Origin of the sequence: Xenorhabdus sp. SGI240, from assembly GCF_040081915.1 — a bacterium.
In the GTDB taxonomy this organism is placed as follows: Bacteria; Pseudomonadota; Gammaproteobacteria; order Enterobacterales; family Enterobacteriaceae; genus Xenorhabdus; species Xenorhabdus bakwenae.
Window position 1 is genome coordinate 1 of sequence record NZ_JBEBMB010000155.1, and the last position, 3,002, is coordinate 3,002.

At 40.8% G+C, this 3,002-nt stretch carries 5 protein-coding genes; 4 read left to right on the forward strand and 1 reads right to left on the reverse strand.

What is annotated here, in order from left to right:
* From ABLA76_RS17820 to ABLA76_RS17830, 3 genes are all read left to right on the forward strand, one after another.
* Window positions 1–267: recombination protein NinG (locus ABLA76_RS17820; RefSeq protein ID WP_348988931.1), on the forward strand; the 267-nt coding region annotated here is incomplete at its 5' end.
* Window positions 264–464, forward strand: coding sequence for a helix-turn-helix domain-containing protein (locus tag ABLA76_RS17825; protein WP_348988932.1), 201 nt, complete (start codon window positions 264–266; stop codon window positions 462–464). The genes ABLA76_RS17820 and ABLA76_RS17825, both read left to right, overlap by 4 nt.
* Window positions 386–1,075, forward strand: a complete 690-nt coding sequence (locus ABLA76_RS17830; protein WP_348988933.1) for a hypothetical protein — start codon at window positions 386–388, stop codon at window positions 1,073–1,075. Before ABLA76_RS17825 ends, ABLA76_RS17830 begins: the two co-directional genes overlap by 79 nt.
* 305 nt (window positions 1,076–1,380) lie before the next feature.
* Here the strand turns inward: ABLA76_RS17830 and ABLA76_RS17835 are convergent, their stop codons facing one another.
* Complete coding sequence (locus ABLA76_RS17835; protein ID WP_348988934.1) at window positions 1,381–1,575, reverse strand: hypothetical protein; 195 nt, start codon at window positions 1,573–1,575, stop codon at window positions 1,381–1,383.
* Between the two features lie 458 nt (window positions 1,576–2,033).
* Here ABLA76_RS17835 and ABLA76_RS17840 point away from each other — a divergent pair, with 458 nt between their 5' ends.
* Window positions 2,034–2,804 carry a KilA-N domain-containing protein gene (locus ABLA76_RS17840; RefSeq protein WP_348988935.1) on the forward strand — a complete coding sequence of 257 codons (771 nt, stop codon included), beginning with the start codon at window positions 2,034–2,036 and terminating at the stop codon, window positions 2,802–2,804.
* Window positions 2,805–3,002 lie beyond the last annotated feature (198 nt).

Here is a 3,002-nt window from a genome sequence, read left to right on the forward strand (position 1 = left end):
GACTGTAACGCAGATGGGCCAACGTCAGCAGCGCCTCAATTGAGATTTGACGAGAACAACATCCATCGCCAGTGCATTGTCTGTAATCAGCATAAATCGGGGAATCTGGTTCCGTACAGGGTGGAGCTAATCCGGCGTATCGGTCTGACAAAGGTTGACGCCATTGAATCCAACCATGACCGCCACCGATGGACGATTGAGGAATGCAAGGCGATTAAAGCTGAGTTTCAGGAGAAATTAAAAACACTGAGGCGGGAGGCTGCGTGACATTTGAAATTACATCAATTCCCGACCTGCTCATAAAGCACCGAGGGAATCAAACTCAATTAGCCCGTAAATTGGGTATTAACAGAATGACAGTTGGCAAATTCGCACGTGATTTTAAATGCCAGTATCACGTCATATGCAATGGGGTACTGATGACAAAATCAAAGCTGAAAGGGAACCAGGGAGGAATAAGATGAGGAGTAAAGAATCATTCCCATTGCTGGCCTATGTAGCCAACAAGAAAGATCTGCGTCGGGTGTGGGGTAAAGGCTGGAAAACAATTACACCAAGCCAGCGCGTTTGGGTCAGGTATTTGATGATGATTTGGGGGAAGCAGTACGGCGGGAATGAATATCCTGGGGAGGAATGTAGCGTCATAGGTAGATTGATGACCCGTGAAGATTGGACTGATGCCGAAGGTGAGCGAATTGTTAAGGTAGTAAAAGATTTGCATAAACTGGGCTACGAAGGAGAAGAATTATTTCAGAAAGCACATGAAGTTTTGAACCCCAAACAATCGTTAAGCGACATCATCGCTCTCGCCAAAGAATCAGATGATGCCGCATTTGTTGAAGTAGTCCTGAATAAGACATTTAAACGGGGTAATCCTATTCGTGATATTGCTATTAAACGATATTGTGAGCGCAAATACCCGCAAAAGATGGCTCGTGAATTATCAAAACTAACGGACTGCAAAGTTGATTTTGCTAGGAAACGCACTGAATGGGCAGAGGAATTACTGGAAGAGGAAATGTATTACGCAATCAAGAGGGAAATTAGAAAAGAAAACTGCGAAACATATCGCTAAATATAAATATTTTCTAAATTAACTTGATTTTGAGAAATTTAGGTGTATATTTTGTGTTATGCTCGGGCAGTAAAAACGAAAAGCAAATAAAGCCTCACTAATCACGTGGGGCTTTTCTTTTTCTACCCTTAGTCAACTCAGAGTTGACAACTCGATCGGGGTCGATCAATACCTATATCGTAGCTAAATCAATATGTTAATCTGATTTTCAGCGAAAAAGAGATCATCCTCATGAAAGATGAATTTGAATGGTGTGATGAGTTCGATGGATTTTAATCCCCCCGAATTCGAGGGAATTTAGTAGTCTACTTTTTATTTTCGCCTTTTTTCAATTTAAGCCCAAAGAGAACAAGCCCAATAGCCAATAAGCTTTCGACAGTACCCAGTAAAAAATCATCATATTGAATAAATCTAATACCCGCCATAAAAAGTAATATCACACCGACAAGAATGAATTTAAATGACTTTTGGTTGAATGGGTTTTTATCGTTCGGTTGCATAAAAATCCTTTTATATTAAATGTTAAAATCTAGCATGAGTATCACATGTTCGGTCATTCCGAACAACTGAATTCAAGGCTGCGCATGGCGTGGCCTTTTTGTTTGTCACCAATTCGAGCAGCACCTATATCGTAGCTAAATCAATATATTAGGTGCGATTTTAACCATTCCGATCAACACCTCGAATGGGTATAGAGAGTATCCCATGAAAGATGAATTCGATGGCTTTATCCAACCTCTGCAAAAAATGCAGTAGTTCAAAATCCCGCAAGTCCGGGATGTTTAGATGAATATTTCTGATTCCCCGATATGGGAAATCCCATAACGGAACAAATTCAAGTAGTTATTCCAAGGCTGCGCTATTTGCGTGGCCTTTGTCACATAATCACGAAAAGCCATTTTGTTTGAGATATATGCAAGTTAAGGTCTTCATCTAACTCAATTAAAGCGGAGGTTAGATGAAACAGTTAGACCTGCCACTTATCTCTCGTGAAGAGAACAATGTGGTAATAGCTCAGCGTGCGTATGATGGATATATTAACGCAACGGCTATGTGTAAAGCCGCAGGTAAATTGCTTGGTCATTATCTGGAAAATAACACTTCAAAATCGTTTTTGTTGGCTCTGTCTGCCGATATCGGAATTCCGATATCGGAACTAATTCAACCAGTTAAGGGTGGAATCCCCGATCTTCAAGGCACGTGGGTTCATCCTCAGGTGGCTATAAATTTAGGGCAATGGGCTTCGCCTAAGTTTGCTGTTCTGGTTTCAAAGTGGGTATTTGATTGGATGACCGGCGGAAAACAACAAAAATCCGTCATGCCATACCATGTGAAACGCTATCTCATTAACAGAGATAAGATTCCTCCAACCCATTTTTCTATGCTAGATCAGATGACATTGAAGTTATTAGCACCTCTGGAGTCAAAGGGCTACCTGATTCCCGATAAACTGATGCCTGATATTTCATTAGGCCGAATGTTTAGCGCCTTCTTGCGTGACAAAGGATATGACCCTGACTTATTCCCTACATATACACACGAGTTTAATGATGGGAAAAGAAAACCAGTAGAAGCAAGGCTTTATCCAAACGAATTGATGACCTCTTTTAATTTAGAAGTTCATCACTGGATTAGAGATAAATCTATCAGCTACTTTGGTCCAAGGGATCGTGAAGCATTACCTCATCTAGAAAATATCATTGCAGCTTTACCTTCACCCAATAATTAGAGTTATTCGATTATTGAAATAGCTATGTAACCAGCCGAGTGCTGGTTTTTTCAAATTTGACGCCGCAATCACTCCAGCACCTCAGTATCGCTATTGCGGCTGGCAGCCTATTAACTCACTAGCGAGGTAATGATGGAAAAGCGTATTGAAGAGTTAGAGAAAAAAGTTGAAAGGTTAGAAAAACAGCTCGCAATAAAT

Excerpts from the sequence above, each read along its gene's own strand:
- ABLA76_RS17830 (WP_348988933.1), top strand. The coding sequence starts at position 386 with ATGCCAGTATCACGTCATATGCAATGGGGTACTGATGACAAAATCAAA.
- ABLA76_RS17835 (WP_348988934.1), bottom strand. The coding sequence starts at position 1,575 with ATGCAACCGAACGATAAAAACCCATTCAACCAAAAGTCATTTAAATTC.
- ABLA76_RS17840 (WP_348988935.1), top strand. The coding sequence starts at position 2,034 with ATGAAACAGTTAGACCTGCCACTTATCTCTCGTGAAGAGAACAATGTG.